Raw genomic sequence first — 26,597 nt, forward strand, 5'->3', positions numbered from 1 at the left:
GGCGCGCCTCAGTTTGAAGAGCATAAACCTTGAGGCTTAACAAATGGCTGGAGTGCGACGGCTAGTTCGAAGCCGAGGTTCAGCTAAGGAATGAGTGACCGCTTCTGGCCCAGAGTGTGTAAAAACGCTCAAGGCCTCGTCGTCTTGGATCATTGACGTTCGTGGCTGAACGAGCGCATGGCAAATACTGCGTATTGCATCAGCCGCGACCTGGAACACGTCAACTCTGTTTATAGCCTCTGGGATGGGCCAAAATCAGCTTTTTTATGCCGATAGCGCCTTCATCAAACCGTGAGCACCGATGATTTTCATGACTCGTTTCATGTTGTAGGCGAGCACATTTAAACTCATCTCCGCACCCACCCCGGCCAGCTTTCGCGTCAGGAAGTGCGTCGCACCCATCCATTGTTTGAGCGTCCCGAAGGGATGCTCAACCGTCCGCTTTCGGACTCGCATCATCTCCGGCGCTTTGCTCAGCCGAAGCTGCATCTCCTCCAATACGGCTTCATGCTCCCAGCGTCGAACCCGTCGTTCCGTGCTCGGAGTGCATTGCGACTTCAACGCGCAGCCCTGGCATTTCGAACTCCAGTAACGGTGCAACGTCAGGCCTTTTTCAACGTTGGTATAGCGCCAGATCAGCGCCTCTCCAGCCGGGCAAATGTATTCGTTTTTTGCCGCGTCATAGAGGAAGGCATCGTTATTGAAACGCCCGTCTGCCTTGGCTCCAGAGGTCATCGGCTTGGGCACATAGGCGGTGATGCCGGCAGCGTGACAAGCCAGGATTTGTTCGCTTTTGAAGTAACCTCGATCAGCCACTACCGACAACGTTTCTGACGCCATAGCCTCGCGGGCCTGCTTGGCCATTGAGCTGAGTTGATCGCGGTCGGAACCGACGTTGGTCACCTCATGTGCAACGATCAAATGGTGCTGAGTATCGACCGCTGTCTGCACGTTGTAGCCGACGATTCCCGTGCCACGCGTCTTCATGGAGCGGGCGTCTGGATCGGTCAGTGAGACCTGTTTATCCGGCGATTCATTGAGCTGGATTTCGATCGCTTGAAGCTCCTTCATTTGAGTTTTGAGCTTGGCGATTTTCTCTTCCAGCCGCACGGCGCTTGGCTCGGAAGCTGTGGGTTCTTGCCGATCGGCAGCATCGAGTGCAGCCAGGTAACGCTTGATGCTCGATTCAATTTCTTCCATTCGCCGCTTCAATTTGGCGCTGGTGAAATTGCGGTCGCGGTTGTTGACTGCTTTGAATTTACTGCCATCGATGGCGACCAGATTTTCTCCGAACAGTCCCAACTGCTGACACAGCACAACGAACTGGCGACAGACGCCTTGAATGGCCTTGCTGTTGTCTTTTCGGAAGTTGGCGATGGTCTTGAAATCCGGCATCAAACGCCCGGTCAGCCACATCAGCTCGACGTTGCGTTGGGCTTCTCGCTCCAAACGTCGGCTCGACTGGATGCGGTTGAGATAACCGTAGATATAGATCTTCAGCAGGATCGCGGGGTGGTAAGCCGGCCGGCCTGTGTCAGCAGGAATAGCACCCTCAAAACCCAGACTGACCAGGTCGAGTTCGTCGACAAAGACGTCGACTACCCGCACCGGATTGGTATCGCTGACGTAGTCGTCGAGGCTCTCGGGAAGTAAGGTGCCTTGGCCTCGATGTTCACCTTGGATAAAGCGCTTCATGGGCGATCCCTGCGATGAAATCCTCAGAAATCATAGCAAGAGTTCGCGAAGGCGTTTTTACACACTCTGGGCCAAAAGCAGCCGCTGGCGGAAGCCCTGCTCAAAAAAGGGAGCTCGCTCATATAGCCTCACTATGACGCCCGGAAGAGTCTACGCAACTAGGGCGACTCAATCCTAGGAGGAAGGCCTCACAGGATTTCGACCTCGCTCTCATGAAGCCAGCCAGCAGCAACAACGTTTCGCTTAGCCAGCGTCGGCTGGGGTGTATATACTACAATCGCCAGGCTCTTTTCAGCCCGACTACATGTCACGTAAAGCAGCCTACGAGTACGTGCTAGTGCGTTGTCCTTGCCGTCACGCTCGTTGTCTCGGTCTGTCTTTGTTGGTTCTTTTACACCCAGCAATTTGTCGTAGCTGAATAAGAAACCGCCTGCCTCTTCATCGTTGATGACGACCATGACTCGTGGAAACTCCAGCCCCTTTACCCCTTGATGTGTACCATAGGGTGAAAGGCCATCCGCGTAACTCGCAAAGGCTGCCAGCTCCGAAAATGGACGCTCAAGGAATAGCTGGTAGGCGTAGTTGGTCATCGCGTTCGTATCTTTAGGATCTGGAGCCTCACCAGGAGCTCCCAACACCATTGCCCCAACCAGATTTTCAGGGACATCAAGTAGTTGGGTTTGCAACAGAAGCGTTGCGACCTCGCTCAGTGTTGGATCGTTTCTTTCGAAAAGAGAGAGCAGGGCGTGCGTCGCTTCCTCTACACGCTGCATGTGGGCCGATTGATCCCCTGTTGATTGCATAGCGTCCTTACTGAGCAAAGGAGAGCGAGAGCGTACTGCTTCAAGCAGAAGGAAGTGATCGTCCTTTGCGGTAAGAATGGGAAGAACGCCTTCGCTGAAAACGCGAAGTGCGGGCAGGGTTCCATCCAGCAAGCCTGTTTGAAGGTGCTCAACCGCGTGTAGGGGCGTGAACAGCTTCTCGAACCCCATTCGCCGTCCAGCCATCTTATGTTCGAGGATCAAGGTCTTTCGGCCTTCAGGGCCGGTAGCCCATTCTCCGTCGTCGGTGATTGCAGCCATCGAATGAGCGATTCCTTCCTCAAGATTCGATGCCTGTTCTTGGCTTTGACTAATGCAGTACATGCGCACTACGCCTTCAATGGCATCAGGTTTTGGGGTCTGCTGATGAGTGTCGGCAGTGCTTCGAATCACGTTGATAAGGTCTACCACCCTACGAGGGCAGCGGCGATTAACGACCTTTTCAGGTTTCAGCCAGTCACCCGGTATCGCTTTATCAAGGCGCGTTACTCCATGGCCGTAAATCTGTTGCATGGTATCGCCCAGTAGCCCTAAGCAGAAGCGTGTCTGCGCCAATTGCTGGACTTTCAGAAAAGCCTCCATTACTGGAGCGTGGGTGTCCTGACTTTCGTCGATCAATACAACTGGGTAGCGGTCTACTAGAACATCCAGCAAAGGGCGTTCAGGAACGAATGCTGCAGTTAACTTGATGACCTCATCGTGATTAAGTGCTTGCCGCTCTCTGTTGTCGCCAGCGGGGCTGTAGATGAACTTCGTAATCTCGTCGAGAGTCTCAAGCCTGCGTATTTTGCTTTGTAGCTTCCGTCTGTTTGCCCGAGATGTTTTATTGTCGCCTCTCGAGCGTGCTAGCTCGCCCTCGATCTTTTCAATGTCCTGGGCAAGTTTGATTCTTAGCCACTCTCTGATCTCGTTGTCGAATCCTTGGATTAGGCGCCAGGCGAACGCGTGAATGGTCGAGACTTCCACGAGTGGATCATACTCTAGCCTCCGAAGAATCTCATCGCAGGCTGCGTTTGTATAGGTGATCACCGCAATGCGCCTGCCCTCGAATGTCAGGCGTTCTCGCTCGCGACTTTTGAGTTCGCGGATAGCTTCGACGAGTGAGTGGGTTTTTCCTGAGCCAGCACCTGCGTAAAGAAAAAAACTCTTCGGGTCTGCCAGATTCAGGCAAGCCTGCATAATGGTGTCGGCATCTGCGATAGGTGCCTCGCTCATGGCGTCACCTCCACGCCCTCGGGTGGAATTACCAGCAGCTCTTTTTGCTTGCTTCGCAATTTGGACTCAAGCCAGTTGAGGCCTTCACAGATGTATTCAGGGATTTCGAGGCTGGGAAAGTTTTTGTCGCCCAAAACGAGCAACACAAACTCTGCTTTCTTTCCTTCGCGTAATTCGTTGAAAAATCCTTCTCCGACGGCTTCCGATGTTTGCGCTTCATTCAAAACTTTTACGAAAGCCTTCATCAGACCAGTACTGTTTGTCTTTTCCGCAAAGTGACCAGCGTTGCTAAGCACGAAGCTGTCTTCAAAGGTATTTGGAAGAGCTTGTATTGCTTTACCAGTAGCGGGCAGGTGGGTGGAAATAGGAGTTTGATAGGCGATGCGTACCGAGTACAGGTCGTCGATTTGGTGCTCTTTTTGGTTCGCTGGCAGCTCAAGCAGCTCATCCACTGTGCTGCCCAGATGCATCAGTTTCATCCAGCTCCGCAACGTCGGATTGTTCGTAATCTGATCTGCGTTTCTTTGCACCGGTTTTGCAGCTTTATTAAGCCCTGCATCGAGGTCTGTAATAACCAGGGTGAGTATGCCAAGGGCGTCAATTAAAGGCCTTAGTCGGTGTGCGTGACTACCACCGATATCGAGAGTTGTGATGTAGCAGCGGTCAAGGAATGGAAACTTATTTCGCAAAAAATGCGGCAGCATCATTCGCTCTGCTGAACCCTCTACCAAGATGACGGCGTCGGCGAAGAATATGTCCGCGTGCTGTGCACGCAAATACCTGGTTACGAACTCCTTCGTCTTTGTTCCCTCGCCGAACACGTTAGAGAGATTAGAGACCGTCGACACCGGTACACCGATGCCGTACATCCCAGCTGGGAGTCGCCTGAAATACCTAAGGTTCTGGTACTCCACTTCATGTGTTACATGGCTGGAGTGCGTGCTCACCAAAAGCTGAGTCTTCAGATTTGGGTAGCGTTCAAGCAAAGCGTCTCGGCATAGAACTTGGTAGGCGTGCCGCACGAACACTTGTTGCACTTGAACATGAAGGTGGGCTTCAGGCTCTTCAATGAGCACTAGGTGGATGGGCTCGACGCGGTCTATTACTTCAGTGCTGGCGGCCCTGGTTTTTCTCAGCCACTCGTCCCTGAAGCCCATCAGCCGGAAAATCATAGATATCAGGTTTTGATATCCCAACCCGTTAGCGGTCTCTGGTAAGTGAAGAGGAGGGGCTCCTGGAGCGCCCTGGATTGAATCCAACTCAAAAAGGACGGCCGCTTCATGATTCATGCCGTCAGTTGTTGCCAGGCGACTTGCGACTTTGATGCGTGGGTCATTGCGGCCGGGGTAGCCCAATCCCTCGACCTCTCTAATAGCAGGTTCGAAGCTGCTACCTAGCTTCGTATCGAATGCCGACTGGGCTGCTTCTATCGCCCGCAACGCTTCGAGATCTGAAATATCTGGGCTGTCACCTGGATCAAGGTGTCGGGAGTAATAAGATCTGAGTTGTTCCGAGAGTTTTCGAGCGCCGCTGGGTCTAGTGCTATCGCCTTGATTGTCGTCCGAATGGTCGCCGAATCCCCGCTGTGCATTAATTTCATGTACTCGAATTAATCCACTGAGAGGATTGCTTTCCAAGGGCAGGGCAGTAGGGCCCAATTGCTGCATTTGCGCCATTCGAGTCGACTTGTCAGGCTTCTTAAGTTGTTGTGGATCTAGGCGGTACCAACGAATCTTGAATTTATCTCCCAGACGACGGTTCAAGTAATCATGAAGGCTCTGCGGCCATAGTGTCAGCGGGCTACCAGGCGGGTCTTCCTTCCCTAGAGCATCCTCAAGCTCTGCAACCCTCGCGCGCTCCTTTCGGTAGTCCGTGTACAACATATTCATATCATCTGGTTCAAGCAGGAAACGCATTCCTACAAGCCCCCCTCGCCACTCAAAGCTGGGTATGAGATCGCGGATGAAGTGGAACTCTCCTTGATCTGCCGACACCCAGATATCCAGACTAGGGAGCCAGTCGGCCCAGTCCTTGGCTGTAGGAATTTCATAGTTTGCTGGTGGGTTCTCCCAGTCCTTCCCAATCTCGTCCAGCTTGGCGAGATGACAAAGAGTCAGATCCTGGAGCCGAAAAGCAGAAGCCTTCGAAACCAAAAATCTCCGGAGTGCCAGCATAGCGGAGGATTTGCCGCTGTTGTTTGCACCTACAAGCAGAGTGGTCTCATTAGCGAAGTCAATTCGGACAGAAAGCAGTTTTCGAAAGTTAGATATCTCTACGTGCTGGATGCGCATGGGTCGTCCTTGAAAGCCTGAGGAGTATCAATTTGCTATCAATATAGCTAGCTGCCTATAACAATCAAAGAGAGAACAATGGAGAGAAATTTATTTTTTGGCCGAAAGTAGTCGTTCGTGAGCGGCAGCTTTCGGCCCAGAGTGTGTAAAACGCTTTGACCTCATCGTTGGATCATCGACCTTCGTTGGCTGAGCGATCGCACGGTAAATGCTGCGGAACTGGCGACAGACGCCCCGGATGGCATTGCTGTTGTCTTTTCGGAGGTTAGCGATGGTCTTGAAGTCGGGTATCAACCGCCCGGTCAGCCACATCAGCTCGACGTTACGTTGGACTTCTCGTTCCAGGCGTCGGCTCGACTGGATGCGCCGGGTGATAAGCAGGCCGGCCTGTGTCGGCTGGGATAGCACCGTCAAAACCCAAGGAGACCAGGTCGAGTGTCATTGACAAAGACGTGGACTACGCGCACCGGGTTGATAACGCTGACGTAGTCGTCGAGGCCCTCGAGAAGTAAGGTGCCTTGGCCTCGATGTTTACCTTGGATAAAGCGCTTCATGGGCGATCCCTGCGATGAAATCCTCAGAAATCATAGCAAGGGTTCGCGAAGGCGTTTTTACACACTCTGGGCCAGGAGCCGCCGCTCGCGAATGGCAAACGGCCTGAGGTACCCATAATGATGGCGATTTGAACATAAATTTTTACGTAGCGTAGTACAGTAGCCAGCGAAATTTTACGTGCTACACAACTCCTAACCATTGCAGGACGCACATCCGACATGACCGCTATCTGTAAAGCTCCCCTTCAGCAATTTGTTCAATGGTGCTCGGATCACATTATCGGCGATGAGAAAGGTGAGGCCCAAATTTTCTTGGATCAACTTTTTCGAGCCTTCGGTCATGCAGGCTTTAAGGAAGCAGGCGCCGTCTGCGAAATGCGCGTTAAGAAGGCGGACAAGGGCACCAGCTTTGCGGATTTGGTCTGGAAACCAGTGGTGTTAGTGGAGATGAAAAAGCGCGGTGAGGACCTCTCCAAGCATTACTCTCAGGCTTTCACATACTGGACCCGCTTGGTTCCCAACCGCCCGAATTATGTCGTACTGTGTAACTTCGATGAGTTCTGGATCTTCGATTTCAATAGCCAGATGGACAGCCCGGTCGACAAGGTCCGTCTCAGTGAGTTGCCAGAGCGATTTGGGCCGCTGGCGTTTCTATTCGCTGCTCCCACAGAGCCTGTCTTCGGTAACCACCAAGAAAGCGTCACACGTAAAGCCGCCGATCAGTTAGTGCTGCTTTTTCGCTCTTTGATCAAGCGAAATGTTGATCGTGATCTTGCTCAGCGTTTCACGCTTCAAATCCTAATGTCGCTGTTCGCAGAAGATATTGGCCTACTTGAGAAATATTTTTTAACCCGACTACTAGATGACTGCACAAGTCCGGCGCTTGCCTATGACCTGATCGGACAGCTATTCGTGGAGATGAACACCCCCGGCAGAACACCCGGAGGCCGCTTCAAGGGTGTTCCCTATTTCAACGGTGGCCTATTTGCCAATCCTGCTCGCATCGAACTCAGCGCGGACGAAATTGTGATGCTCAAGGAAGCAGCCAAGTTCGACTGGTCGCAGGTGCGACCGGAGATATTCGGCGCCATCTTTGAGCACAGCATGGACTCCGACGAGCGCCGTGCCTACGGTGCCCACTACACAAGCCCTGTGGACATCATGAAGGTGGTTGGACCGACGATTGTCGAGCCTTGGCGGCAGCGCATCGACAACGCGAAAACGCTAACGGAGCTGGAGCACCTCCTGATGCGTATCGAGAGCTTCAGGGTGCTGGACCCGGCTTGCGGCTCAGGTAATTTCCTTTATATCGCCTACCGTGAGATCAAACGCCTGGAAGCTGTCATTTACGAGCGCATGGGTGAGTACAAGAGCATTGACGCATCCCAGAGGCCGATGGGCTTTGTCTCCACACGTAACTTTTTCGGCATGGACATCAATCCATTCGCGGTTGAATTAGCCAAGGTAACGATGATGCTGGCGCACAAGTTGGCTATCGAGGAACTACATGTTCAGGAGCAAGCACTTCCGCTGGATAATCTCGACGCCAACTTCAGTATCGGTGATGCCTTGATACTCGATGACGGAGCTCGTACCCCTTGGCCAGAAGTCGACGTGATCATAGGTAACCCTCCATTTCTAGGCGCTAAACTACTCAAACCCAAACATGGTGCAGACTATGTCAAGCGTTTGCGTAACGCCTACCCAGAAGTACCGGGCATGGCAGATTTCTGCGTTTACTGGTTCCGCCGTGCAGAACTGCACCTAGCTGAAAGCACCATGAACGACTGGCCGTCTGGGCGTGCAGGTTTGGTTGGTACGCAGAATATCCGCAATAATGCTAGTCGCATCGGTGGTTTAGACTTCATTTGTGCAAGCGGTACAGTGATCGAGGCCATTGATAACCAACCCTGGTCCGGAGAAGCCAACGTACACGTTTCTATCGCTAACTGGATTAAATCTCAAGATGCTGCATTGCTGCCGAAAGGCCGGAGGTTGTGGTACAAGATTGAACAGGCACCCAAAGCTCGCAAGGCTCGTGGTAGCGGACATGCAAGCAAGGATTACGAACTGGATATGCGCATAGTGACGCATATCAACGCGTCGTTGTCGGATAAGGTAGATGTGGGGGCTGCAGAAAAACTATCCTGCAACAGCCAGGTCGTTACTTGCCAAGGTATTACCCCTGGTCATTCTGGTTTTCTACTGGACAACTTCGCTAAATCCGCGATGCCTGAAAACGAGCAAGTCATCATTCACCCATATCTGGTTGGTGATGATCTGCTTAGTGGTCGCCAGCTCGCCCGCAATATTATCGACCTTGGCGATATGGACGTTCTCCAAGCCAAGCGTTTCAAGAAGGTTTTTGCCCATTTGGAAACAAACGTACTTCCAGATATGTTGGCAAAATCAGAGGCTTCTGAGCGAGCAACATCTATTAACTACTGGTGGAAACATTGGCGTCGACGTGAGGATTTGATTGATGCCATCAAAGAAGTCCCGCGCTACCTCACCTGCTCCCGGGTCACGAAGCGTCCAATCTTCACATTCATTGATGCGACCATACGTCCCGGTGACGCGCTTCAAGTATTTGCCCTCGCTGATGACTACAGCTTCGGCATCCTACAATCGGCTGCACATTACAAATGGTTTCATGCCAAATGCTCTAATATGAAGTCGGACCCGCGCTACACCTCGGAATCAGTGTTTGATACCTTTCCTTGGCCGCAAGATGTAAGCGTTGCCGAGATCGACGCGGTGGTGAATGCAGGACGTCATTTGCGTCAGGTGCGCGATCAAGCCTTGGAACATCTCGATGGAGGCCTTCGTGCCCTCTATCGCACCATTGATGTACCCGGTAAGAACCCCCTCAAAGACGCTCATGCGATCCTTGATACCTCGGTGCTGAAGGCTTACGGCTTTTCTGCCAAGCAAGATTTGCTTGAAGGATTGCTCAACCTTAATCACGCAGTCGCCACGCAGATTGCTGCTGGACAAGCGGTTAACGGTCCGGGCTTGCCTCCCTCCTACCCACATCCTGAATCACTGGTAAGTACTGATGCTTTTGGCCATCGTAGTTAAACTAGGATTTGCATTTTGTTCTGAGTCGGAGCGTGATGACGCCGTTTTGCCATATGCAGATATCTAAGAACGTCCGACTATGGCCGATTGCTGCCGGTGACGAGGGTAGCAATCGGCTAGAGACATCCGATTCCCGGGGTTAGCTGAGGGAAAAGATCATAGACGCAGTTCTTGTCCGCGAATTATAAGTCTCACATGGCCATACTCTCTCTTCAGGTAGTCCGTATCCAAGCTGAATCCGCACAGATCCGCTATCAATGACGTCAGATCCCAGACAGCGCCATTTGGATTCTGCATCTTTGAATATTCATCCAGGGTTTTGTGAGCAATCTTTAATCCGTGCTCATGAAGCCCAATGGTTGTTCTGACTCCATATCTAAGTTGAGTCGGCTGCGCTGAGTCCAGATCGAGGTTTGAAAATATCGGCGGCCCAACATCTACCCCACCTTTATCAGGTAAGGAAACCGCTATATCAAAAATCTTGCCATCGACTTCAACCCATGAATGATCAAATGTCCCTAAAGTTGACATGACCTCACCGATTACCAGCTCCGGAAGCTCATCAGGTGGTAGCGCGGCCATATTCACTTTCTTGGGTTTCTTGAACACCGCTCGAATGCCGCTGAGAGGGTTGGCAAAGATCATTCCGGAGTTGACCCCGTAGGTCATGATCTCGTTAAGGCGCTGGCTCACTCGCTTAACCGTCTCGAGGCTGCCTTTAGCTTCAATCGGACGAAGCAGTTTGATGACCATTGGCGCGCTCACTTCCGACAACGGCGTTGATTTCATGCTTGGAAAAACATGCAGTGTGAGTGAGCGCCAGATGTCTTCGGCATACGCCGGGGTGACGGAATCCTTCTTCAATTCGAACCAGGCGATGGCTACGTTCTCGAACGTATGTTCCGTTTCCGCTCGTTTGGCTTCTTGCAGCTCATTGCGCTGAGCTTTTGGGTCGATGCCCTGTGCAAGCAGCTCTCTGGCCTCAACGGTTTTCTTCCTCGCTTGCGCAAGAGAAACCTCGGGATAAGAGCCGAGTGCCATGTTGATTCGGTTCTTGGTTACTGGATGCCGGTAGTTGAAATTCCACTGCATCGAGCGATTGACCCTGACTCGCAGCTGGAGCCCGTCGCCATCGGTGAGGACGTAATCCTTGTCTTTCGGTTTGACCGCCTTGAGCTGGCGGTCGGAGAGGCGGGTGGTTTGAGCGCACATGAGAAGTACTCCATGACACCTTTTGGTATTCCCAAGATTAGCGCCGGGTAGCCGGGAATACCGTTGGGAATACCAAACTGCCTGGAACTCACAGAGCCTGGAAAGCCTCCCGTGGCCCTGAAACCCCCGTATTCACTGGATTTCAGACACAAAAAAAGACGTCCATGGACGTCTTTTTTTGTTGAATTGGTGGAGCCGGGGGGATTTAAAATATTTAAATAGGCTATTGTTTTAAGTAGATTTTTTTATAGATTTATTAGTAAGTGCCCCCATAAATGCCCCCGTGCACGTATTTCCGATGAGCGGCTATTTGAGGAGTTGAACTGGCGTCCTGAGTTATCGTTATGCGACCGGGCGAGGCCAGTCAGCCACCGGCGAGCATTCAATAAACTCATTCGTGTACAGCATAACCTCGGTTGCCTGGCCAGGAGGGTTTGATGTCCAGCTCAGACCGGGTGCTGGGTACATGTCAGGTCACGCGGTTGGGTTTTTTCCGCGGTAGCGCACCATGGGCTCATCTAGGACGATTTGAGCTGAGGTGCGGTATGAGACACTCGATGGTTACCTGCCACAACTGTGGCAACGCGATGGTTCCGAGGGCGTCATATAGCCGTGGTTTCTGGGGGTATTCGCCTTCGTCCAATCATTGCCCCTTTTGCCTGAGTGAGAACTGGCACGGCGGAAACCCAGGGTTAGGGGCTCGGCTGTTCGCTTTGGTTGGCCTGGCTCTTGGTGTTCTGGCCTGCGTGTTGGTGGGAGCTCTTCTGTTCAAGGTGCAGTGGTGGCTTGGTGTCGAAGGACAGTGGCCTCTATTGACGCTGGGCACATGTGCGGTGTCGGTTAGCGCGGGATACCAATTTTACAACTGGTTTATTGATTGCTGACCGTGATTATTGCTGTGGAAGGCAGCAATCGGCCCAGAGTGTGTAAAACGCTTCGCCAAAATTGCAGTGTGGGCATCCGCGTTAAATCTTAAATTTATCGGCACGTCAGCAGATGTGGATTTCGCGTAGAAACGCGATTTTCAGTCCGGTTTTGAGCATCAGACGTGCTCAAAAACGTCTTTACGCTGCCTCGGCCAAAAGCGGACGACCAGCCGGGAAGCGGCCCCATTCCCGAAGAGGCCTCTCACAAGCGCACGCGTTCGGCCAATAGGAGCCAGTCGCTGGTATCTGGGAAACTATGGACGATTCAGGCATCGGGCAACGGGCTGACCCAAGTCTTCCCTAGAGGTACAATTGATCTGGGAGTATTTTTGGGACTGGTTCGCTATCGTCGCGCAGCAGTGTTTTGTTGGGGCGTGCGCCTGTAACTAATGTTTACTATGGGGATTCTTCCGCGTAGAAGTGTGAACTTTCTCCAGTTGGCCAGCTTAGTGAGGAATATAAGAGAATTCAGATCAGACAGGCGTTCAATGTCTGTTTGGCGTTCGATAAATAACCATAAGCATACCTGCTTTACATAAAAGTCTGTTCCATTTACTTGAGCAATGAATGAGCTTCGTTCAAGAACACTAAGAGACGCCATCGCCTGGTCAATTGCATAATTCAGTTTTTGCGGTTCTCCAATTTTTACGATGAAGATCGTCTCATCCTTAAAAAGATCGGCAACTTCTACCGTAGCACCTTCGGGTGAGCTCAAATCACGATCGCCGTCACAGTACCCAAAGTTTTCGGCCAGTGTTACGTTGACAAAGCGCTCGGCATATTTAACTCTGCCGGTCTGCTGTCCTTTCCAAATCTCAAAAGCCTCATAATTAAATAGAGGCATTTCAATCGAAAATCTAGTGTCAATCCGATTGACTTCTTGACGAATTGTATTCAGGTAAGTTAAATCATATCGATGCCACCTACCACCCTCGAGATAGTAGCCTTCTTCATCCTTGTAATCCAAGATGTCCTTGAGTGTTGTTATCTGCCTCTCGCCATCATCACCCAAAATAGCAACTGTTGCATTGAATAGCGCTTCATAATCTCCATCGAAATCTTCACGTGCAATGGTACGAAGCGTCGTCAACTCAAGTTCGTCATTCAAGACAAATCGTTGTTTGGGTGTCCTAAGCACATAGTCGCGCTCTTCAGGAAACATCAGAGCGACACCTGATAGCTGCGTTGGACTGATGTCGGCCATATACAGATCGTTTTCAATCGCTTCTATCAACTTTTGATCTTGTTGAAGAATTACGTCTTGTTGATGGATCATAATTCGTCGAGGAATCTGTTTTACAATATCACCTTCAAGCACTCTGACGAGTCTCTGGCATATGAGATGGCAGTTTTCTACTCCAAATTTTCGGTGCCTCAGATGAACTGAATGTCCGCAACTGATGTTCCGCCCCCACATTGTGATGTCAGCTGGAATACCTCGAATGTAATCGACAGTTTCACCAGCTTCATACGCCAGATCTGAAATGATTTTATATGTGTCGATGCTTCTTAATCGGCTTCCGGCAAACTCTTGCGAACTTTTTATTTTGAACGAGCTCAGCAGTCGACTGGCTATATCTATACCGAAGTCGAGATCGGAAAATTTCGAGATATAGAAGTGCGCTGATCCATAACTTAATACAAATGCTTGATCATCAAAGGTAACTATCACGGCGGCGGCGTAATGAGGGGTGCTCTTTTCTTCGATTTGAAAATTTTTTGCTAGGTCGGCGGTCCACTTTATTGGAGTGGGATAGGCACTCTGTGTAAAGAAGAGCCTCAGATTAAAACGTTTCTCTTCGTGCTCACGTTCTATTTCTTGTACGAACGTAAGGTTATTAGCTGTTAATGACTCGACCAAATTATCCAGTTGGGCAGTGTATATTTTAAATATATTGAGGGCCGCCATACCAATCCCCTGGTTGTGAAACCACTTACCCGATAGTGCTGTCAGAACCAGGTATGAGGTGCCATCCTGTAGGTGCAGAAAAAAGCCTGCGAATCTGATGCTAGCACAAAGCTACCCTTGGGTGACTGCTCGTTGGGTAAGCGTGGAGGCCGAGGGTGGAATCGAACCGACATAGGTGGATTTGAAATCTACGAACATCCCCATCGCCTGATGTCAGCTTCGGGGCGGATGTTCCCTCCCTCGAAGCGCCGCAACCGGCCCAAAGCGGACAGTCTCACTGGGACTGGACTGGCGCGCTGAAAGCGCGTCCGGCGAGCGTGCTTGAATGCCTTGCTATGTATTCCTTCGCCGAGTGAGCGGGAAGACAAATGGCTTTTCTTGAGTTAAATTTATTTCGTTTAGCTTGTATTTAAGTCTAATATCACTACAACTAAATCGTCGAATTAGGTCTTCCACTTTAATATCACTTAGCTTGTGATTCCAAGGGTGAATTATAGAACCACCCCTAACTTTATCGAAGCCATACTTTTGTCCCAGAGCTACAGTGATAGTATTTTCAATCTCTGTCACCCAGAAACAATCGCCAATTGATCTAAAGGCCGCATGTAAGTGAGTTGCTTTTCTCTTTCCCGTGAGGCCGCTATCTATATATCTGATGGCGCCATTTTTATTTAATGTAGAGTAAGGGCTTTTTTTACCATGGCTTCGCAGCCTTGATCTCAACCCTTTAGCTGTACCCACGTACCATGAGTTCAGCTCAAGCTTCAAAATATAGATATACCAATTTCTAATTTCTTCATTCCTTTTCCGGAATCAAATTGTCCATAACGATTAAGCTAAGCATTTTGAGACACTACTCGATTCGCACTGAGCGTGTCTATTGCAAGTGGGTTATACCGCACTGCAGGATTAGGTCTGCTGAGGTCGAAGCGTCTCATGCAGGTATCTAGCGGAGCGAGGGGTAACCCAAAAAGTCCGCTCTCGGCCAAAAGCGGCCCTTCGCAACAGGCATAAATCGGCCAGAAGCGGTCATTCATACGCGTCTACCAAGTTGGCATTCAGAACGGCGCGACAGGCTAGAACCTACTATTCAGTGCAGTCGTCCTGTAAATCGCTCTTCAGGGGATCCGGCAGCTAAAACGGCTTCGGCTTTTATCAGCGTGCCATCGAAATCTGCCGGCTTATCCAGCCCTATCCGTGCGCTGGTGCAGTAAAGCGTTTCATAACCAAGTCCCGCTAACACCGGACAAGTGGTCTGAATACACGGGGAGTCGATCACGCTGTCAACTTTGCCGTCAGTCGCGTAACGCACGACTCTGCTACCGCCCCATTCCGCATTCCAGAGAAAGCCCTGCGCATCAATACAAGAACCGTCTGGAGCACCCTGACCGTTGACTGTAGTGAATACACGCTGGTTTTCTAGCGACGGGTAATCGCAGCAGAAAATGCATCCTTGCAGGGAGTCCGCGTAATACATGGTGGAACCGTCCGGGCTAAAACAGATGCTGTTCGGGATCGCCACTTCGGGAAGGTCCAGCGTTTCAGTCTTGAGCGTCGCGGCATTGAACCGGTGAAATCGCCCTATAGTTTGCACCGCCTCACCGGCATCCATAGTGCTAAACACAAAGTTGCCCATACGGTCGCAGCGGCCATCATTGACCCGGGTTCCGGGTACTCCAGGCGTGATGGTAATTTTGGTGAAGCGAAGAGTACTCAGGTTGTAATAACCTAGGCAGGAGGCCAATCCCATTAGCAATACGTCTGTATTGGTCGTAAGGGCGAACGACCCCAGCGGCTCGGGCACTCGCCAGTGCTGTACTTCACCGCTCACGGGGTCCAGAGCAAGCAGTTCGCAACCAGGGATATCGGTCCAGAACAGGCGTTCCGTTCTTTCACACCAGACAGGGCACTCGCCAAGAAGACTGGTGGTGCCGCTTAGGGTTTTAAACATGGTTGCGTCCTACGAAACAGGATGGGGCAAACAAGGCAGTCAGTTGGAGAAAAGCGCTGACCACCTGTCACCGAACAGGGCGATGGCCAGTCCTGCGAGCATCACCATCGACCCGGCCAACTTGATGAGAGACACCGGCCTTTCCGATGCCCCCATCAATCCGAAATGATCGATAACCAGTGAGGAGATAATCTGACCTGCGATAGCGAGGCCCAGCAGGGCTGACAGGCCGATTTTTGGCGCAAGCACCACATAACTAAGCAAGGCACCGGCACCCAGCAGACCGCCCAGCAGGCTCCACCAGGGCTGGGCAGGTATAGCCGCCAGTGAGGCCACTATCCCGCCACGCATCAATGAAAAGACGCCCAGGCACACCGCTCCGGCAGTAAATGAGAACAGCGCCGCCGCTACGGAATCTCCACCCACACCTTTAGCGAGTTGACCATTCAGCGTGGTCTGCAGGGTAATGCCAAGCCCCGCGGCGATGGCCAGCAGGTAGTAAGCTGCGTTCATTTCGCGCCTCCTTACTTGGCTGACTCAAGCGGCATGAATGTCTCGGCAAAAATATCCGGCTGGTAGCCTGCGGCAGCAAACAGATGCTCACGGGATTCGTCGATTGCTGCACGCAGCCTTTCGCTGTCCACGCCCAGCACCTTGCCGCCGCGCTTGACGATGCGCCCGCCAATCATGACCGTGTCGACATTGCTGCGTTCGGCCGCGTGTACCACGGTGCCGAATGCGTTACCCGACGGGTAAAGGTTGATGTCCTGCGCATTGATAAGGATCAGGTCGGCCTGTTTGCCGGGGGTCAGGGTGCCGACTTTGTCCTGCAATCCTGCACAGGTGGCGCCGTCAAGAGTGGCGGCTTTGAGCAGGCCATGAGCCGACAGGGTCACCGGATGATGCTCTGCGCCGCAGCAGCGCTGCTGGTGCATGCCCATGACGCGTTGCAGGTAGAACGCCACCCGCATCTCCATGAACATGTCACCGCTATAGGAGGTTTCGTTATCGACACTCAGCCCCGGGCTGATGCCGTGACGCTGGGCCGACTGCATGGCGAACATTCCATCTTCAATGCCGTAGTGGGCATCTGAACGCGGGCATACGTTGACCCGCACGCCAGCCTCGCGAATGATTTTCCAGCCGGCGTCCGGCAGCGCTGTGCAGTGGTTGAAGATGTTATCGGGGCGCAGCAGACCCTCGCGATGCAAACCCTCCAACTCAGCTGCCATGTCCCCGCCGAAGAATTCGGTAATGATAGGCAGCCCCAAGCGCCGGGCCTCAGCCCATAGCTCAGGCTCCAGCTGCGCCATTACCGCCAGCGAGAGCAGCGGGTTGTCACCGTTCTTGACGTATTTCCCCTGGAGACGCTCCAGGTTGCCGGGCCAGTGGGCTTTGTCCCACTCACCAGAAACTGGCGCACCGGAGGCGTGTACAGACCGGATACCAGCATCGAGCAGCGCCTCGACCGCGGCGTCGGAGTGCGCGCCGGTGCGGCTGTTGTGCGAGTTATCGACCACGGTCGTGATGCCCGCATCGATGCACCCCAATGCAGTCAGTAGATTGCCAATATACATGTCAGCCGGGCGATAGTATTTGGCGAACGAGAAGTGCGTTGCGTTGCAGTAGTCTTCCAGGGTTTCGGCATTCGGATTGATTCGACGCAGTTGGCCCTCCCAGGAGTGACGATGCGTATCGACCATGCCGGGCATGGCAATCATGCCGGATGCCTCGATAACCATAGCGTCGCCGGCCTCGATGTTTTCACCTATGGCCGTGATGGTGCTGCCTTCGATAAGGATATCGCCGCGCGCCAGATTGCCGATATCACCGTCCATGCTCAGCACAGTGGCGCCGCGGATAAGGGTGCGGGCGGCCTGAGCGGTCGGGGCCTGCACAATGCTGCGGTTATATTCAGCCATTTTCTGTACACCTCTTCAAATTTCGTTGGAAGCAATGTACGCAATGCGATACTGCGGGAAAAAGATGGTTAAACTGTTTTTATTATTCAATATATACGAATAATAACGACTTTACCCGATCACTGCTTTGAGGCTGCTAACAGTCATGGACCGTATTCAAGCGATGCAGGTTTTCGTACGTGTGGCTGAAGCAGGAAGCTTTATCCAGGCGGCGCAGACGCTCTCTCTGCCGGCCTCCACGGTTACCAGCAGCGTTAAAAATCTTGAGAAGTACTTGCAGGTACGCCTGCTGAACAGAACAACGCGTCGGGTCAGCCTGACCTCTGAGGGCGCACAATATCTGGCGCAATGCCGGGAAATATTGGAGCTGATCGAACACACAGAGACCAGCCTGACGGATTCCGTAAAACGGCCACAGGGGCGTTTGCGTGTCGATATGCCGGGTGGCATTGCACACTTCATCGTCATGCCAAACCTGCAAGACTTCTACAGGCGCTACCCGGATATCTACCTGATGATAGGCGTCAACGATCGGCAGGTTGATCTGGTTCAAGAGGGTGTCGATTGCGTTATTCGTACAGGCGAGCTCGATGACTCAACGCTCGTTGCGCGCCCACTCGGTCGGTTTCGCTGGGTAACCTGTGCGTCTGCCGCCTATCTCGAAGAGAACGGCACTCCGCAAAATCCGCAAGATTTGTCTCACCACCGGGCCATCCATTACTTCTCGGGCCGCGCAAGGCAAGCAGGTGAAATGCGCTTTGCCCGTGGTACCGAAAAAATCTCAGTCCCGGTGAACGGCACAGCGGCCGTCAACGAGACTGGGCTTTACATCAAAATGTGCCTTGAAGGCTTCGGGCTGGTGCAGCTCGCTGAGAACGTGGTCAGCGAGCATCTGCGAGAAGGGCGACTGGTCGAAGTGCTTGCTGACTGGCAGCCCGCATCGGTTCCTGTTCACCTGCTATACCCGCATCAGCGCTTTTTATCGCCAGCTGTGAGCGCATTCGCTGACTGGATTGCTGGGCTTGTTCGCGACGATGATTCAGCAGATTCAAGTTGAACGTTGCGCCCGGCCAGCATGCCGGTGAATGCTCCGGCTACGGAGATTGCGGCTGTGATCAGCAGCGGTCCTGTCCAGCCACCGGTCCAGTCGTGCAGTTGGCCCAGCAGCAAGGGGCCTGCGGCTGCCATCAGGTAGCCGACGCACTGCGCCATTCCTGAAAGTGCCGCCGTGTCACCGGCATTTTTTGTGCGCAAGCCGATGAAGGTCAGGCCGAGCATCATGCTGGCACCAGAGCCGAAGCCCAGGACCGCGGCCCACAACATGGCGTAGTCTGGCGCGTAAATGAGCCCGATCAGGGATGAGGCGGTTAACAGGCTGACGGTAGCGGCTGCCAGTTTCTGGTCTTTGAGACGACGAAGCGTGGCCGCCAGAATCAAGCCGGGAATGGCCGTCGTCAGTTGAAGCGTGCCGTGTACCGTGCCTGCTTGCTCCGGGGATATGCCATGGTCCATCAGAATGGTCGGCAGCCAGCCGACGGCGACATAAAAAGGCATCGCGTTCAGCCCCATGAACAGTGTGACCTGCCATGCCAGCGGCGAACGCCAGACGGCCACGGTTGGCGCTTGTTTCGGACCTGACAGATTTACGTGTTCGTGTTTTTTCAACTGCGGCAGCCACACCACCAGCGCCAACAACGGGGCTGCGACCAACAAACTCAGGGCAATCGGCCATCCCCATGATTGGGTCAGCGGAACTATTACGGCTGAACCGACAGCGCCCGCTGCACCCATGGTGATGGAATAAGCGCCGGTCATGGACGCCATTTTTGTCGAGAAGTCGCGTTTGATCAGGCCGGGCAGCAGCACGTTGCCCAGGGCGATCCCAGTGCCTATCAATATCGTACCGGCGTACAACACCCATGCGCTGCCTGCGGAGCGGAGCAGGATGCCCGCTGAAATGACCAACAGTGCACCGAAAAGCGTGCGCTCGATGCCGAACCTGCGGGCGACCGATGCGCTGAGCGGGGAGAAGGCTGCAAAGGCAAGTAATGGCAGTGAAGTAAGCAGGCCTAGAGCTGAGGCGCTCAAGCCAAAATCATTCTGGATCAGCGGCAAAACGGGCGCGATGCTGGTAAAGGGAACGCGCAGGTTCACGGCGATAAGCAGAATGCCTGCGACGAGCGCGATGGCATGCCACTTGTTTTTTGTATCTGACATATTCTTTATCTGTCCTCTTAAAAGAAGACAACTGTAGAGAACTTCAGAACCGGCTAATATAGATATCAAGACACCTGATATCTAAATTATGCCAAGCTCAAAAAATGTCGTTTCCTCGCCGGAAGATTTCGATTCAGACCTTTTCGCCCAGGCAGCGATTGCCCTCAAGGTTGCGCCTGACCTCAATGATTCGGGTGCCCGTCCGCATGATCATCGCAAAGGCCAGCTCATCCTGTCTTTGCATGGCGCAGTGAGCTGTGAGGTGCAAAATGCACTCTGGCTTGTCCCTCCCCAGCACGCCGTATGGATCCCGGGCGGCACGCCGCACAGTTGCCGAGTGACCGAAAACGCCCGGACCTGCTTTCTGTTCGTTGAGCCCGGTGCGGCAGCCATGCCTGAAGAATGCTGCACGGTTGCCATTACGCCCCTTGTTCGGGAGATGGTCCTGCATCTCGCTGAACAGGAACCTGCTTACCATTCCGAGGGCAAGACAGCTCGGCTGGTTGCAGTGCTGCTTGAGCAGCTTTCCGATGCCCCGCTGAAAGAGCTGCATTTGCCGATATCAGACCACCCCAAGATCAAACAAATCGCGGATACGCTCTTCTCAGATCCAGGCGACCGAACCACGTTGCGCGAGTGGGCCACTCGGCTTGCAACCAGTGAACGAACGCTGGCCAGGCTTGTAGAAAGCACGACCGGGCTGAGCTTCGGACGCTGGCGTCAACAATTGCATTTGATGATCGCACTGAGTCATTTGGCGGAGGGGGTATCCGTGCAACGTGTGGCGGGCATCCTGGGATATGACTCTGTTAATGCATTCATCACTATGTTCAAGAAAGCACTGGGTAAACCGCCTACTCAGTATTTTTCCTCTCTGCGCTAGTGCTCTGCTGGCTGATACAAAGCGCCGAGGCTGTAGAACGATCTGTCTGCTATTGGCCGGTTAGCGACCGTCGCTCTGATTAGCCATCCTTGTCTTTCCACACGTGGAGGACTTGTCATGAACATCATCGCTACCTGCGGCCGTCAGCCCTGGAACAAAGGAAAACTAGTCGGGCAGAAAGCCCCACTCCGACTGAGAGATATCTGGGCCATCCGAGTAAGGCTTCAAATTGCGAAAAGAACCCGGGATCTGGCTCTCTTCGATCTGGCCATCGACAGTAAGCTTCGAGCCTGCGACTTAACCAAGCTCCGCGTGCGTGATGTCGCCCATGGCGAGCACGTATCATCACGAGCCATGGTGATGCAGCAGAAAACGCAGCGACCAGTGCAGTTTGAGATCACTGAGCAAACACGGTCAGCTCTCGTGGCCTGGATACATCAGGCACAACTTCGCAGCGAGGACTGCCTTTTTCCTAGCCGGCTACATACCTCAGACCATCTATCCACTCGTCAATACGCTCGTATCGTCAAAGGCTGGGTGAAAGCCGTAGGCCTTGATCCAGCCATGTATGGCACTCACACAATGAGACGTACGAAGGCATCACTAATCTATCGCAGAACGAAGAACCTACGGGCGGTTCAGTTGCTGCTCGGCCATACGAAGCTGGAGAGCACTGTTCGATATCTGGGTATTGAGGTCGATGACGCCCTGGAGATGGCGGAACAGACTGAGGTTTGATCATGCATAGCGACGGTCGAAGTCAGGCCGTCGCTAACCGGCCATCAGCAGTCATTGGTATCAAGATATTGGTTGGGGTCAAGAGGAAATTAAGCTTTCCTATTTTCCGCCGCGTGCTTGCTGGGCGAGTCGGATGGTCTCGACAATATCCGCATCCTTGAAGCCGACTGCTTCGACCACACGGCGAAATATGCCTGGCAACCATGCAACTAAAGTATTGCGCTTGGGAATAATCACAGTGTCACAACGACGCTCGATACCCTTGACGATGCTGACGATGACATCATCGAGTCCAATCATTTTCCATAGCCCCCTCTCGTTTCCGCCCCAGACCTTGTTCCCGACTGGATCAGCTTGTACAGCATCCATCATTGGGGTCCTGAAAAATGTCGGGTGCACGCATCCTACGCCGACCCCAAGATGACGTACCTCAAGTCGGACACTGTCGCACAGCGCCCAGACCCCCGCCTTGCTAGCCGCATAGTGACCGCTGAGCGGGCCATGGATGAATGCAGCCATTGATGAGATCGCCATGAGATAGCCCTTACGCTCCTTCACGTAAGGCAGCACCGCACGGAACGTACGGAAGACACCATTGAGGTTGATGTCGGTGTGGCGCTCGAATAGACGAGGTTCCATAGTGGCCATGGAGTCGACGACGTAGATGCCTGCGCCGGCAATCACCACATCGATTCCGCCAAAATGCTGAACGACCGAAGCCATGGCTGTTTCGACGCTATCCAGAGAACAGACATCTGCTTGCCAGCCAGCTGCGACATCGGTTCCGCCCAGCTCACGAGCCTTCTCATCTACAACCGCGCCATCGAGGTCAAGCAGCGCGATCCGGGCGCCTTTGGCGCGAAGCGCCTTGGCCAGAGCCAACCCAAGGCCGCCGGCACCGCCCGTGATAGCCACCACGCGGCCGTTGAGCACGTAGGGTTTCATTGCTGCTCTCCTGAGCGGGGCAGTTGCCCCTGCGCAAAACTGCCTATGGCCTGTAGCGCATTTGCCGCTGAACGCAGGTAGAACGCTTGCAATTGAAAGACGTGCCACCGCGTCATGTAGATCTCCACACGACAATCGACTCCGCTACAGATGGCGTGCTCGGCTAAGCGAGTGGAGTCGGACAGCAGCAACTCATCGTCGCCGACCTGAACCATCATCGGCGGTAGCCCTTTCAGGCTGACCTGCAGCGGCTGCTCCATCAGCTCACCGGCATACCACCTCAACCCCTGCTCCAGCCAGCCTCGACTGATCATCGGATCTTGCTTTTTGCGCGAGGACATAGAGGTGCCGCTAAGACGTGGGTCGACCATCGGCGACATCAATAACAGCGCGCCGGCAAAGCGAACGTATATGTCGCGTAGTTTTAGCGCCAGGCACAGCGCCAACGAAGCTCCGGCTGAATCACCCGCCAGGAAAATCCGTGAGGGTGTATAGCCCTGAGCCCTCAGCGCCTCGTAGCAGAGCAACGCATCATCGAGCCCCGCAGGACACGGATTCTCCGGTGCCAATCGATAATCAACCACCCACACCGACATACCCGAGCTCCTGGCAAGACGGCTTGTAATGCTCCAGTGAGTATGCGGCGACCCCACACAAAACGCCCCACCGTGCAAATACAGGATCACCCCACCGTTTTCGCCTTGCTTAGGAGCAACTACTTGCACCGGTACGTTATTGACCAATTGACGATACTGAAACACACCTTGCGTACCCGGCATCAATGCCGACAACACGCGCACCACTTTACGCTGCGCCGCAGCGCTCAAGCCCGGACCGATCAGTGAACGGAATGTGGTGCGCAAAAACAGCCTTAAGAACCCAGCACTCAGCTTTTCCTTTAGCCCCGTGGGGGCTGCTATGGTCGAACCACCGTCGAACGGACGGCTGAAACGATAGGTGTGCAAGCCTGAAAAACGAGTTAACCCGCGATAGCTGAGTGTGAAACCCGGCCAGTTAGTGCTGTTATTACCGGAGGCATCGACGTACCAGCTTTTGCAGCCGCTCCATACCGTAGCGGCCAGGCGCTGCTGAGTACGCCTGTGGAAGCGTTGATACACGCTCGAATCAACTTCGACAGTATTGGCACCCGTGTCCTTGAGCATACGCCAGCAACGCATGACATGAGAAATCTGACTCTCCAGCATATAAACGATTGAGTTGTGCCCCAAATTGGTGTTCGGTCCGTACAACATGAAGAAGTTCGGAAACTCGGGCACAGTCAACCCAAGATAGGCACGCGTACCATTGCGCCAGGCATAGTTCAGGTCCACCCCCCCACGTCCGACGATACGCATCGGCGCCAGGAACTTGGTTGCCGCAAAACCGGTGCCGTAGATGATCGCGTCCACCTCATGTCGCTCACCGTCAACGGTCTCAATACCGCTCTCGTTGACCCGCGCAATTCCCTGCGTCACCAGCTCCACATTGGACCGGCTCATGGTCTTGAAGTACTCGCTGGACAGTAGAATACGTTTGCAGCCGTACGGATAATCCGGCGTCAACTTCTGTCGCAACGACGGATCGCGCACTTGCTCGGCCAGTAATCGACGAAACGGGACCCCCACCGCCCACTTCATCAGGCCTTTGAAACGGGTGAAGGCCAGCGCGCGTGATTCGTAGCGCAGATAGATTAGAGCGCGGTAGGCGCGCATAAACCCCGGCATTCTGAGAAAAAGCGACTTTTCCCTTTCGGAGTAGGCGCGGTCCGGCCGTGGCATCAGGTGCGCCGGCGAACGCTGGAAGACTTTCAGGTGCCCGACAGTTGCGGCAATCGCCGGTACGAACTGAATCGCCGACGCACCGGTACCGACCACCGCCACCCGCTTACCGGCCAACGGATAATCATGGTCCCAGGTCGCTGAATGGAACACATGGCCCTTGAAGCGCTCCATACCCGACAGCGCGGGGAATGCCGGACGGCTGAGCTGGCCGGTACCACTGATCAACAGGGAAGCACTCAGCACCTGGCCGTCTTTTAGAATCACACGCCAGAGCGAGTTGGCTTCATCGAATTCAGCGGACAACACTTCAGCGCCAAAACGAATGGAGGGATGCAACCCGTACTTCTCTGTGCAACGACGCAGATAGGCATGAATTTCGGCCTGGGGTGCGAACACCCGGCTCCATTCCGGGTTCGGTTCGAACGAGAACGAGTACAAATGCGAAGGCACATCACACGCGGCACCGGGGTAACTGTTGTCCCTCCAGACGCCGCCAACATCGAGTTTCTTCTCCAGGATCAGAAAGTCCTTCACCCCTGCCTTTTGAAGGGCCACGGCCATACCTATGCCGGCAAACCCCGTACCGATGATAATGGCGCTCAGGGGCTTGTCCGCTTGATTATCGACTTGCGCTTCAGGCTGTGACATGAGGCACCTCTTTAGCAGCGACGGCGTTTTCGAAACGGGCGGACGAATGCGTCTGCGGGAGACCACGAATCAAGTCCACGGCCTTCTCGGCGATCATGATCGTAGGCGCATTGGTGTTGCCGCCAATCAGGGTCGGCATAATTGATGCGTCGACGATGCGCAGAGCTTGCAAGCCGTGTACGCGCAGTTGAGCGTCGACCACGGCCAATGGATCATCGCCCATTCGGCACGTGCCCACGGGGTGATAGACGCTATCGGTGCGCTCACGCAGCAGAGTGCGAATCTGCTCATCGGTTTCGACCCCTTCGGTGTACAGGGTCCGTGTGATCCACTTGGCCAGTGAAGGAGCCTGCATCAGACGACGGGTGAGTTTGAATGCCGCGACCATGTCTTCGAGATCCTGCGGATCTTTCAGAAACGCCGGATCGATCAGCGGTGCCGCTTGTGGATCGTTACTCGCCAACGTAACGCTGCCGCGACTACGCGGGCGTAATAGACAGACGTGGCACGATAACCCGTGCCCCATGCGCAAGGTACGCGCATGGTCTTCGACCGGGGCAACGACAAAATGCAATTGGATATCCGGTTTGTCTAATGTGTCGCAGGTTTTGAGAAACGCTCCCCCTTCAGCGAAGTTAGAGGTGAGCATGCCGCGACGCTCTTGGCGAAATCTCCAGATCTCCTTCAATATTTTCAGGCAGCCGCCCAGGGAAACGCCCATGGCGTCGAGGCTGTTTGTCTTGTAGACGAAGACAAAATCCGGATGATCCTGCAGGTTTTGCCCGACCCCCGGCAGTTCGTGCAACAACGGGATGCCATGGCGCTGCAACTCCACCTTCGGCCCCACGCCGGAGAGCATCAATAACTGCGGGGTCTGGAACGCACCTGCGGCAAGGATCACTTCACGCCGAGCTCGAAGGACGTAAACCTGTCCGTGTTGCAACACCTCCACACCCACAGCACGAGTACCTTCGAACAGAATGCGTTGCACTTGGGCGCGGGTTTCAACGCTCAGGTTATCGCGCACGCCAATGTGGGGCAGCAGATAAGCGCGTGCCGCACTGTAGCGCTCGCCATGTTTTTGCGTGACTTGATAGGCACCGACCCCCTCCTGCTCTGCCCCATTAAAGTCGTCGTTGAGCGGCAACCCGGTCTCGCGGGCAGCCTCCAGAAAACGTTGCTGAAAGGGGTTGTCGGAGCGCAAATCGCTGACCCATAGCGGCCCGTCTCTGCCGTGCCAGGCATCATCAAGGCGCTCGTTATGCTCACTGCGCAGGAAATACGGCAAGACGTCCTTGTACCCCCAGCCAGGATTGCCCAGAGAAGCCCAATGGTCGTAATCCCACTGATGCCCACGCACGTAAATCATGGCGTTGATCGACGAAGAGCCGCCCAACGTCTTGCCTCGCGGCTGATACCCCGTACGTCCTAGCAGCGCGGCCTGCGCAACAGTGTCGAAGGCCCAGTTGTTCACCTTGGTCGGTACCATGGCCACTGTCGCAGCAGGAATACGGACCAGACTGGACCGTCCCTCCCCTCCCGCTTCCAGCAAGCAGACGCTGGTGTCCGGATCTTCGGACAACCGTCCGGCCGCCACGCAACCAGCGGAACCTCCGCCGACGACAATGAAATCGAAAGTCTTTTTCATGGTTGTTATTCCTTGGGCAAGGCAGAGCGGCGTTTGCGGCTTCGCAAACGCGCGACCTGGCTTGACCAGGCGCTGCGGTGACCTTTTATTGTTGTTGGAACGGCGAACCGTGCGACTCAATGGTGACGCGCCTTGTTAAAGATCCGAATGCTGCAACGGG

Annotated in this window: 15 protein-coding genes and 2 pseudogenes; 4 read left to right on the plus strand and 13 right to left on the minus strand. The window is 53.8% G+C overall.

Annotation, left to right across the window (positions count from 1 at the left end; genetic code table 11):
* Positions 1-264 precede the first annotated feature (264 nt).
* From BFP89_RS02635 to BFP89_RS26965, 4 genes and pseudogenes are all read right to left on the minus strand, one after another.
* The gene (locus tag BFP89_RS02635) at positions 265-1,695 is read right to left on the minus strand and encodes an IS1182 family transposase (protein ID WP_065883876.1); all 1,431 of its coding nucleotides are present in this window, start codon (positions 1,693-1,695) and stop codon (positions 265-267) included.
* 188 nt (positions 1,696-1,883) lie between these two features.
* The gene (locus BFP89_RS02640; protein ID WP_065883878.1) at positions 1,884-3,731 is read right to left on the minus strand and encodes a UvrD-helicase domain-containing protein; all 1,848 of its coding nucleotides are present in this window, start codon (positions 3,729-3,731) and stop codon (positions 1,884-1,886) included.
* On the minus strand, positions 3,728-6,022 hold the full coding sequence (locus BFP89_RS02645; RefSeq protein ID WP_065883880.1) for an AAA family ATPase: 2,295 nt from the start codon (positions 6,020-6,022) through the stop codon (positions 3,728-3,730). The genes BFP89_RS02640 and BFP89_RS02645 overlap by 4 nt, the downstream gene beginning before the upstream one ends.
* Positions 6,023-6,238: 216 nt before the next feature.
* Positions 6,239-6,576: pseudogene (locus BFP89_RS26965) on the minus strand (transposase); the annotation flags it as partial.
* 219 nt (positions 6,577-6,795) lie between these two features.
* Between BFP89_RS26965 and BFP89_RS02655 the strand changes: the two are divergent.
* Entirely contained in the window at positions 6,796-9,657 is a 2,862-nt protein-coding gene (locus BFP89_RS02655; RefSeq protein WP_065883884.1) for a DNA methyltransferase, read from the plus strand.
* Between the two features lie 540 nt (positions 9,658-10,197).
* Here the strand turns inward: BFP89_RS02655 and BFP89_RS29615 are convergent.
* The 5 genes and pseudogenes from BFP89_RS29615 to BFP89_RS02680 all read right to left on the minus strand — a co-directional run.
* Positions 10,198-10,869, minus strand: a pseudogene (locus BFP89_RS29615) (integrase arm-type DNA-binding domain-containing protein); the annotation flags it as partial.
* A gap of 1,269 nt (positions 10,870-12,138) precedes the next feature.
* On the minus strand, positions 12,139-13,704 hold the full coding sequence (locus BFP89_RS02665; protein WP_065883886.1) for a DUF6119 family protein: 1,566 nt from the start codon (positions 13,702-13,704) through the stop codon (positions 12,139-12,141).
* A 1,090-nt stretch (positions 13,705-14,794) separates the two neighbouring features.
* Positions 14,795-15,655 carry an SMP-30/gluconolactonase/LRE family protein gene (locus BFP89_RS02670; protein WP_065883888.1) on the minus strand — a complete coding sequence of 287 codons (861 nt, stop codon included), beginning with the start codon at positions 15,653-15,655 and terminating at the stop codon, positions 14,795-14,797.
* 39 nt (positions 15,656-15,694) lie between these two features.
* On the minus strand, positions 15,695-16,168 hold the full coding sequence (locus BFP89_RS02675; RefSeq protein ID WP_015371102.1) for a DMT family transporter: 474 nt from the start codon (positions 16,166-16,168) through the stop codon (positions 15,695-15,697).
* Positions 16,169-16,179: 11 nt separating this feature from the next.
* Positions 16,180-17,577 (minus strand): amidohydrolase family protein, encoded by a 1,398-nt coding sequence (locus tag BFP89_RS02680; protein WP_015371103.1) that lies wholly within the window; start codon positions 17,575-17,577, stop codon positions 16,180-16,182.
* A 145-nt stretch (positions 17,578-17,722) separates the two neighbouring features.
* On the opposite strand from BFP89_RS02680, the gene BFP89_RS02685 reads away from it, so the two are divergent.
* Entirely contained in the window at positions 17,723-18,634 is a 912-nt protein-coding gene (locus BFP89_RS02685) for a LysR substrate-binding domain-containing protein (RefSeq protein ID WP_015371104.1), read from the plus strand.
* Here the strand turns inward: BFP89_RS02685 and BFP89_RS02690 are convergent.
* Positions 18,547-19,794 (minus strand): MFS transporter, encoded by a 1,248-nt coding sequence (locus BFP89_RS02690; protein ID WP_015371105.1) that lies wholly within the window; start codon positions 19,792-19,794, stop codon positions 18,547-18,549. The genes BFP89_RS02685 and BFP89_RS02690 overlap by 88 nt on opposite strands.
* 88 nt (positions 19,795-19,882) lie before the next feature.
* Here BFP89_RS02690 and BFP89_RS02695 point away from each other — a divergent pair, with 88 nt between their 5' ends.
* Positions 19,883-20,677 carry an AraC family transcriptional regulator gene (locus BFP89_RS02695; RefSeq protein ID WP_041931406.1) on the plus strand — a complete coding sequence of 265 codons (795 nt, stop codon included), beginning with the start codon at positions 19,883-19,885 and terminating at the stop codon, positions 20,675-20,677.
* Between the two features lie 117 nt (positions 20,678-20,794).
* Positions 20,795-21,415, plus strand: coding sequence for a tyrosine-type recombinase/integrase (locus BFP89_RS02700; protein ID WP_015371100.1), 621 nt, complete (start codon positions 20,795-20,797; stop codon positions 21,413-21,415).
* Positions 21,416-21,514: 99 nt separating this feature from the next.
* On the opposite strand, the gene BFP89_RS02705 is transcribed toward BFP89_RS02700, so the two are convergent.
* Genes BFP89_RS02705 through BFP89_RS02715 form a run of 3 tightly spaced genes read right to left on the minus strand, consistent with a single transcriptional unit; the run spans position 21,515 to position 26,437 of the window.
* On the minus strand, positions 21,515-22,360 hold the full coding sequence (locus BFP89_RS02705; protein ID WP_015371099.1) for an SDR family NAD(P)-dependent oxidoreductase: 846 nt from the start codon (positions 22,358-22,360) through the stop codon (positions 21,515-21,517).
* Positions 22,357-24,789: a flavin-containing monooxygenase gene (locus tag BFP89_RS02710; RefSeq protein WP_043205928.1), complete on the minus strand. Its 2,433-nt coding sequence runs from the start codon at positions 24,787-24,789 to the stop codon at positions 22,357-22,359. The genes BFP89_RS02705 and BFP89_RS02710 overlap by 4 nt, the downstream gene beginning before the upstream one ends.
* Positions 24,776-26,437: a GMC family oxidoreductase gene (locus BFP89_RS02715; protein ID WP_003192627.1), complete on the minus strand. Its 1,662-nt coding sequence runs from the start codon at positions 26,435-26,437 to the stop codon at positions 24,776-24,778. The genes BFP89_RS02710 and BFP89_RS02715 overlap by 14 nt, the downstream gene beginning before the upstream one ends.
* Positions 26,438-26,597 lie beyond the last annotated feature (160 nt).

Origin of the sequence: Pseudomonas sp. 31 R 17 (genome assembly GCF_900004915.1) — a bacterium.
In the GTDB taxonomy this organism is placed as follows: Bacteria; Pseudomonadota; Gammaproteobacteria; order Pseudomonadales; family Pseudomonadaceae; genus Aquipseudomonas; species Aquipseudomonas orientalis_A.

Bases quoted from the DNA above. Each gene is read 5' to 3' on its own strand.
- BFP89_RS02685 (WP_015371104.1), top strand. From the start codon at position 17,723: ATGGACCGTATTCAAGCGATGCAGGTTTTCGTACGTGTGGCTGAAGCA.
- BFP89_RS02640 (WP_065883878.1), bottom strand. From the start codon at position 3,731: ATGAGCGAGGCACCTATCGCAGATGCCGACACCATTATGCAGGCTTGC.
- BFP89_RS02670 (WP_065883888.1), bottom strand. From the start codon at position 15,655: ATGTTTAAAACCCTAAGCGGCACCACCAGTCTTCTTGGCGAGTGCCCT.
- BFP89_RS02710 (WP_043205928.1), bottom strand. From the start codon at position 24,789: ATGTCACAGCCTGAAGCGCAAGTCGATAATCAAGCGGACAAGCCCCTG.
- BFP89_RS02715 (WP_003192627.1), bottom strand. From the start codon at position 26,437: ATGAAAAAGACTTTCGATTTCATTGTCGTCGGCGGAGGTTCCGCTGGT.
- BFP89_RS02700 (WP_015371100.1), top strand. From the start codon at position 20,795: ATGAACATCATCGCTACCTGCGGCCGTCAGCCCTGGAACAAAGGAAAA.
- BFP89_RS02695 (WP_041931406.1), top strand. From the start codon at position 19,883: ATGCCAAGCTCAAAAAATGTCGTTTCCTCGCCGGAAGATTTCGATTCA.
- BFP89_RS02705 (WP_015371099.1), bottom strand. From the start codon at position 22,360: ATGAAACCCTACGTGCTCAACGGCCGCGTGGTGGCTATCACGGGCGGT.
- BFP89_RS02635 (WP_065883876.1), bottom strand. From the start codon at position 1,695: ATGAAGCGCTTTATCCAAGGTGAACATCGAGGCCAAGGCACCTTACTT.
- BFP89_RS02680 (WP_015371103.1), bottom strand. From the start codon at position 17,577: ATGGCTGAATATAACCGCAGCATTGTGCAGGCCCCGACCGCTCAGGCC.
- BFP89_RS02665 (WP_065883886.1), bottom strand. From the start codon at position 13,704: ATGGCGGCCCTCAATATATTTAAAATATACACTGCCCAACTGGATAAT.
- BFP89_RS02690 (WP_015371105.1), bottom strand. From the start codon at position 19,794: ATGTCAGATACAAAAAACAAGTGGCATGCCATCGCGCTCGTCGCAGGC.
- BFP89_RS02675 (WP_015371102.1), bottom strand. From the start codon at position 16,168: ATGAACGCAGCTTACTACCTGCTGGCCATCGCCGCGGGGCTTGGCATT.
- BFP89_RS02655 (WP_065883884.1), top strand. From the start codon at position 6,796: ATGACCGCTATCTGTAAAGCTCCCCTTCAGCAATTTGTTCAATGGTGC.
- BFP89_RS02645 (WP_065883880.1), bottom strand. From the start codon at position 6,022: ATGCGCATCCAGCACGTAGAGATATCTAACTTTCGAAAACTGCTTTCT.